Origin of the sequence: Actinomadura atramentaria DSM 43919 (assembly GCF_000381885.1) — a bacterium.
GTDB classification, from domain to species: Bacteria; Actinomycetota; Actinomycetes; order Streptosporangiales; family Streptosporangiaceae; genus Spirillospora; species Spirillospora atramentaria.
The window spans coordinates 1-6,800 of record NZ_KB907218.1; the positions used below are offsets into that span (position 1 = coordinate 1).

Genomic DNA, 6,800 nt, shown 5'->3' on the forward strand with positions numbered 1-6,800 from the left:
CCCCCGGGCCCCGCACCACACCAACCAACACCCCTGACCCGCCCCCAAGCCCTGCCGCACACCAACCGAGACCACTGACCCGTCCCCGAACCCTGCCGCGCACCAACCGAGACCGCCGCATCCACCCCGCCCTGCGGCCCGTCCACCGGACCCGCGAGCCCGTCTCCCCACCCCAAAGCACACCAACCGGCGTCACCGAGTTCACCCCGACCCTGCGGCACGCACCCGACGCCCCCAAGCCCGTCCCCCAACCCGGAGCGCACTCACCGGAGCCGCCGAGTTCAGCCCGCGCCCTGCCGCGTATCAACGGGGACCGCAGAGCCCATCCGCAGACCTCGCGGCGGGCGAGCCCGGGGGCCGGCCGGGTCTTCCCCGAACCCCCCAGCGCATCAACCGGAGCCGCTGACCCGCCCCAGAACTGCAGCACGCCAACCGACGTCACCGAGTTCACCCCGCCCCTGCGGCCCGTCAGCCCGGGCCCGCAAGCCCGTCTCCCAACCCGCAGCGCGTCAATCTGCGTCGTTGACCCGCCTCCGAAACCGCAGCACGCCAACCGGCGCGCCGAGTCCCCCGGACCCTGCGGCACGCCGCCCCGCGTCTCCAGCCCCTTCCCCGACCTGCGGCACTCCGACCAGGACTACCGAGTTCCCCAAACCCTGCGGCACGCACCCGACATCCCCGAGCCTGTCCGCCGACCCGCAGCGCGCCAACCTGCGTCGCCGAGTCCACCCCCGAACCCCGCGACACACCACCCGACGTCCTCCGAGGCTCATCCCTCGACCACAGCGCACGCACCAGGGCCGCCAAGTTCGCCCCCGGGCCTGCGGCGCGTCAACCGGGGCCGCTGAACCGGTGCCGGGCGCTGCCGCGTCAACCGGGGTCGCTGAACCGGTCCCGGGCATCGCGGCGTGTCAGCCGGGGTCGACGAGCCCGTCCACCGACCCTGCGGCGCACAGGCCGGGTCCGCTCGGGCGGGCCGGGGCGAATTCCGCCCACACCACCGTCCGCTCGCCGCGTGCCCAGTAGCCCCACGCCGACGCCAGCGCGGCGACGATCCGCATCCCGCGTCCGCTCTCCGCGCCGAACACCAGGTCCTCCAGGAGGTCGTCGTCGGAACCCGGCCGGACGTGCGGGCGACCGCCCGCCGCGCCGTCGTCGGCGACCTCCAGCCGGTAGCCGCCCGCGACGGCGGCGAGCCGCACCTCCACCCGGCCGCCCGGCCGGCCCGACGCGGTGTGCGCGACCGCGTTCCCGACCGTCTCGCTGCCGACCGTCAGCAGGTCGTCCAGCACTGGGTCGTCCGGCGGCAGCAGGCCGCGCAGGAAGGCGCGCGCCCGCGACGCCGACCGGCCCTCGCCGGGCAGCGACAGCGTCCCGAGCACCACCCCGGCCGCCGGGTCCGCCCGGCCGCCCGCCGCGTCAGCCGGGGAGTTCATCGGCGAGGTCCGGCGGGAGCACCGGCGTGACCAGGAGGCGGCCGACCAGCCCGACCGTCTGCCCGAGCAGCGCGACCGAGTCGTCGAACAGGGCGGGCGTCGCGCGCTGCGGCCACAGCAGCTCCACCGCGCACCACGCCATGTCGCGGGCGCGCGCGACGCTGAAGCTCGCCAGGATGTGCTTGACCGCCTCGGCGTCGCGCGTCGCCAGGCGCAGCAGCCACGGCTCCACGGCCCGCCGCACCTCCGCCTCCGCCCGCGCCAGCACCTCGTTGATCCGCAGGTAGTCGGCGTGGACGCCGGGGCCCGGCGGGACGCCCCGCTCCGCGCACGTCGCCACCACCGCCAGCGCCAGGTCGTGGTTGATGTGCGCGTTCATGCCCGCCAGGACGAACTGCAGCGCGCACACCGCCCGGTCCGCCCGCGCCCGGAACAGCGGCCGCCACGCCGCGCCGGGCGTCCGGCCCGCCTCGTCCAGGGCCACGTTGTCGAAGTACAGCCCGGCGAACACCTGGTCGAGCCGGGCGACGAAGTCCGGGTCGTGGAAGAACCCCGCCTCCAGGTCCGCCGCGACCAGTTCGGTGATGCGCAGGTAGACGCGGTTGAAGCGGGCCAGCCCGTCGCGGGGGTCCAGACCCCGGTCGATCTCCCGCATCCGGTCGAGGACGGTGTCGACCGTCTGGATCTCCGTCGCGTGCATCCCTCTCCCGTCGTCGCCGGTCGGACAGCCGTGAGAGTAACGGAACGTGACGCTGCGTGATCGGCGAACGCCGGAGCCGTCCCCTCACGGCAGGCCGATCAGGTCGGCCATGAGGTCCACGGCGTGGTCGAACAGCGCGTCCGCCGGATCGAAGCTCCCGACCAGGTGGCCGAACAGCTCGAACCCGACCATGCCGAAGAGCTGCGTCCACGCGATCCCCACCCGGACGGCCGCGTCCTCCGGCAGCCCGCCGCCCGTCAGCTCCGCGACCGCGCGCCCCTGCGCGGCCAGCTCCGGCGGCAGCGCCCGGACGTCCGGCGGGCGCAGCTCCCCCGCCTCGTGCGCCGCGCGGACGACCGACAGCAGCGCCAGCGGGACGCGCGCCGCCGCGTCGACCGTGTCGGCCGGGGCCGCGTACCCCGGCACCGGCGAGCCGTAAATCAGCGCGTACTCGTGCGGGTTCGCCCGGCTCCACGCCCGGACCGCCGCGCAGCCCGCCCGCCAGCGCTCGCGCGGTGCCGCCCGCGCCCCGACGGCCTCCTCCACCCGTTCCGCGACCGCCCCGTACGCGTCGATGATCAGTGCCGTGAGCAGCTCGTCCCGGCTCGCGAAGTAGCGGTAGACGCCGGACGAGACCAGGCCCGTCTCCCGCGCGACCGCGCGCAGCGACAGGCTCTGCGCGCCCGACTCCGCGAGCTGGCGACGCGCCTCCCGTTTGATCTCCGCGACCATCTGGCGCCTGATGCGCTCCCGTGCCCCGACCCGCTCGCCCATGCGGCCGAGTGTGCCACGAACGAGAGCACTGCACCAAATCGAGAGCGCCGATCTTTTTCTTGAGCACTGCTCTTGCACTCGGCGGCGGGCCGGGGCATACTCGTCACCAGATCGAGAGCACCGCTCACAGAAGCGAGCACCGCTCACCTTCCCTGGAGGATCAGATGAACGCGCACGCCGCCGAGCCCGTCCGCAACGTCCAGGCCCGTGAGGGCGGCGAGGTCTTCTTCAACAAGGTCGTCGCCTGGCTCGCCCGGCACGGCGTCAGCCTCCTCGGCACCCGGCTGCTGGCCGTCCGGGGCCGCAAGAGCGGCGTCTGGCGCACCACGCCCGTCAACCTGATGACCCTTGAGGACGAGCGGTACATCGTCGCCCCGCGCGGCCACACCCAGTGGGTCCGCAACATGCGCGCGGCCGGCGGCGGCGAGCTGCGGCTGGGCCGCCGCGCCGAGGAGTTCACCGTCACCGAGCTGACCGACGCGGAGAAGATCCCAATGCTGCGGACCTACTTCAAGCGCTGGGGCTGGGAGGTCGCGCGCTTCTTCGACCGGCCGATCAAGAACCTGACCGACGCGGAGCTGGCCGAACTCGCGCCGGGCGTGCCGGTCTTCCGCCTCGCGTGACGGTCGTGCCGCGGCTCCGCATCCCGCCGCCTGATCCGTCGGCACCGCGCCGACCAGCCGAACCCGCCCCTCCAAGCGGGGAGAGGGGTTGCTTACGCTTGGCAGTGAATACGCCACGGACAGCGATGATGCGGTCCGGACGACACGCGAGGGGAAGCCCGGCGGATGCGCGACGAGACCGAAGGCCGCCTGCGGTACTGGGGGGCGTGGCTGCTGCACTCCGTGCGCGGCCGGGCCACGCTGATCGCCGTCGCCGTGTCCGCGTCGATCAGCGTCGTGGCGCTGTTCCTGATCCTCGTCCTGGCGCGCGAGTACGCGACCGAGCGCTCGTGGGACGTGGCGGGGCGGGCGATGGACCGCGTCGCGCGGACCGTCCACACGGGCGGAGATCCGGCGAAGGCCGTCCGCGGCGGTGAGCGGGTCCAGATCGTCGACACCGGCGGCACGGTGCTCTACGCGAGCGAGACGCTGCGCGGCCGCGCGCCGCTCATCGGCCCGTTGTCGGCGCGGACGCAGGTCGTCATCGACCGGCGCACGTGCCCGCAGGCGCTCCACGACCAGTGCGTGTGGCTCACCGGTGTGCGGGTCGAGACCGGCACGTTCGGCCGACCGGTCATCGTCATCGCGGCGAACCGGCCGCCGACGCTCGTCCACGGCGTGCTGCTGACGCTGGCGCTGCTGCCGGTCCTGCTGCTGATGATCGCGGCGATCGGCTGGTGGACGTGGCGTTCGGTCGGCCTCGCGCTCGTGCCCATCGAGGCGATCCGGCAGGAGGTCGCGCACATCAACGCGTCCGGCACCGGCGCGCGCGTGCCCGTGCCCAACACGCACGGCGAGATCCAGGAGCTCGCGGAGACCGTCAACGACACACTCGCCCGGCTGGACGAGTCCGCGAACCGCGAGCGGCGGTTCATCTCCGACGCGTCGCACGACCTGCGCAATCCGATCTCCGGCCTGCACACCCGGCTCGACGCGCTTCTGCAGGAGGACGACGACTTCGACTGGCGCGCGGAAGTAGGGGAGGCCCTGAACGACACCGAACGGCTCAACGAGATCGTCACCGACCTGCTGGAGTTGTCGCGGCTCGACGCCCGCGCGCCCGCGCCCGTCGAGAACGTCGACCTCGCCGCCCTGGTGGGCCGCGAGGTGGGCCGCCGTCCGTCCCGCGTCCCCATCCGTCCGCACCTGGAGAACGGCGCGCACGTCATCGCGAACCCGCTGCGGCTCACCCGCGTCCTCGGCAACCTGCTGAGCAACGCCGAACGGCACGCGCTGTCGTCGGTGGAGGTCACCGTCCGCGCCGACGACGGCTCAGCGGTCCTGGAAGTCGCCGACGACGGCTCGGGCATCGCGGAGGACCAGCGCGAACGCGTCTTCGAACGGTTCGCGCGCCTCCCGGAGAGCCGCCGCCGCGACCCGTCCGGAACGGGCCTCGGCCTTCCGATCGCCCGCGAGATCGCGGAATCCTACGGCGGCACGCTCCGCATCGAGGACAGCGCGCGCGGCGCGCACTTCGTCCTGCGCCTGCCCTTGGCCGTCCCCGAACCAGCCGCCACATCGAACTGACTCCGTCTCCACAGGACGGTGCGTCAGTCGCCGTCCGCGCTACAGCCGGCAGAACGTCCGAACCTCGCCGCGCGCCGAACCGAGGACGTCAGTCGTCGTCCTCGGCGCCTTCGCCGGCCGTGACGCTCAGAACGTCCGGGAGTTCGCTGAGCGTCGCGACGAGGTTCTGTTCCGAGCCGGTGCCCTCCAGCAGCAGCATGACGGACGCGCTGTCGCGGGGCGGGCCGGGCGCGACGCGGTCGCGGCGTTCGTCCCGGCCGATGTCCGCGTCCGAGTACTCGCGTTCCACCTGAACCTCCGCGACGACGAAGCCCTGCCCGGTGGCCTCTTCCAGAGCCCGACGCAACACGCCGCGGCCGTCCCGGTAGGCGAGCCGGAGCCGAATGCGCGGCGGCGGCCCGAGCCGGTCGATCGGCAACAGCCGCGCGAGCCAGCTCAACCCGAAGACCACGACGAAATGCCCGACGGTCACGACGACGGCGAGAACCGGCAGCCCACCGCCCGCCGCCATCCCGATCGCGGCCGTCACCCACACGACCGCGGCGGTCGTGAGACCGCGCACGGCATCGCGGCGGACGAAGATGAGCCCGCCACCGATGAACCCGATCCCCGACACGATCTGCGCCGCGACCCGCGAAGGGTCGAGCACGACGTGCTCACTGAGCACATCCCCGAACCCGTACTTGCTGACGAGCATGAACAACGCCGCGCCGACCCCGACGAGCGTGTGCGTCCGCAACCCCGCGCTCTTGTTGCGGATGCCGCGTTCCAACCCGATGGCGGCCGACAGCACGAGCGCGAGCGCGAGTTCCCCGATCTGCGTCCACCCCTGCCCCGCCCCGAGATCCATCACCAACCCCACCCACCAGGGCAAACAGGACAAACAGCAAACCGACCCACCACGAACCAACCTCCAACATCGGGGAATGTGCTCGTCTCTACCCCGACCACTTCCGCCCATGCCCAACCCCCACCCACCCAGCCCCAACCAGACGACCCGCCAAGCAAATCCACACGCCCAAAGCCAAGCGCCCAGCCAAGCGACCACCACCGCGACCGAGGGGTGAACTGAGGTATTCGGGTCAGCGACCATGCCTGAACGCGCGACCCGAGCGGCCGCATCGGCAGGTTCGGCCGAGAGGGCGCGGGGTACACGGGCGTCCGCCCATCTGGGCAACGCGCTCGTCGCCGCTGTCCGCACCGCCGCCGTTCCCGCACGCGCGCGTCGGGGCCTCGCGCCCGTCCGCCGACCTGTCCACGCCAACCTGCCCGCGTCCACTTGTGTGCGTCCGTCCGCCCGCCCTTACCTGCCCCTGCTCACCTGTGCGCGTCCCCCTCTGCCGCGCTCACCTGTGCGCCTCCTCCCAGGACGGCGAACGCGCGGCGGTGGGCGCAGGACGCTGGACGCAGGGCGGCGAACGCAGGGCGGCGGACACGGGGCGGTGGGCGCAGGACGGCGAACGCAGGACGGCGAACGCAGGACGGCGAACGCAGGGCGGCGGACGCAGGACGGCGGACGCAGGACGGCGAACGCGGGGCGGTGGACGCAGGACGGCGGACGCAGGACGGCGGACGCAGGACGGCGGACGCAGGGTGGCGGACGCGGGGTGGCGGACGCGGGTGGGTGCTGGGGTGTGTGGGGAGCGGGTGGGCATGGGTGGGTGGCTCAACGGTCCGTCCGGTTGGTGGGGGTGGCGCGGG

At 73.6% G+C, this 6,800-nt stretch carries 6 protein-coding genes; 2 read left to right on the forward strand and 4 right to left on the reverse strand.

The features are described 5' to 3' along the window. Positions 1-911: 911 nt before the first annotated feature. The 3 genes from G339_RS34990 to G339_RS0123335 all read right to left on the reverse strand — a co-directional run bounded on the left by G339_RS34990 (position 912) and on the right by G339_RS0123335 (position 2,910). Positions 912-1,436 carry an ATP-binding protein gene (locus G339_RS34990; RefSeq protein WP_019633484.1) on the reverse strand — a complete coding sequence of 175 codons (525 nt, stop codon included), beginning with the start codon at positions 1,434-1,436 and terminating at the stop codon, positions 912-914. Then, on the reverse strand, positions 1,420-2,136 hold the full coding sequence (locus G339_RS0123330) for a DUF5995 family protein (RefSeq protein WP_019633485.1): 717 nt from the start codon (positions 2,134-2,136) through the stop codon (positions 1,420-1,422). Before G339_RS0123330 ends, G339_RS34990 begins: the two co-directional genes overlap by 17 nt. 84 nt (positions 2,137-2,220) lie before the next feature. Beyond that, positions 2,221-2,910, reverse strand: coding sequence for a TetR/AcrR family transcriptional regulator (locus tag G339_RS0123335; protein ID WP_026341713.1), 690 nt, complete (start codon positions 2,908-2,910; stop codon positions 2,221-2,223). A 164-nt stretch (positions 2,911-3,074) separates the two neighbouring features. Here G339_RS0123335 and G339_RS0123340 point away from each other — a divergent pair, with 164 nt between their 5' ends. Both G339_RS0123340 and G339_RS0123345 read left to right on the forward strand, forming a co-directional pair. Next, positions 3,075-3,533: a nitroreductase family deazaflavin-dependent oxidoreductase gene (locus G339_RS0123340; RefSeq protein WP_019633487.1), complete on the forward strand. Its 459-nt coding sequence runs from the start codon at positions 3,075-3,077 to the stop codon at positions 3,531-3,533. Between the two features lie 165 nt (positions 3,534-3,698). Further along, on the forward strand, positions 3,699-5,099 hold the full coding sequence (locus tag G339_RS0123345; protein ID WP_019633488.1) for a sensor histidine kinase: 1,401 nt from the start codon (positions 3,699-3,701) through the stop codon (positions 5,097-5,099). A gap of 88 nt (positions 5,100-5,187) precedes the next feature. Here G339_RS0123345 and G339_RS0123350 read toward each other — a convergent pair whose 3' ends face one another. Continuing rightward, positions 5,188-5,949, reverse strand: coding sequence for an MgtC/SapB family protein (locus G339_RS0123350; protein WP_019633489.1), 762 nt, complete (start codon positions 5,947-5,949; stop codon positions 5,188-5,190). Positions 5,950-6,800 lie beyond the last annotated feature (851 nt).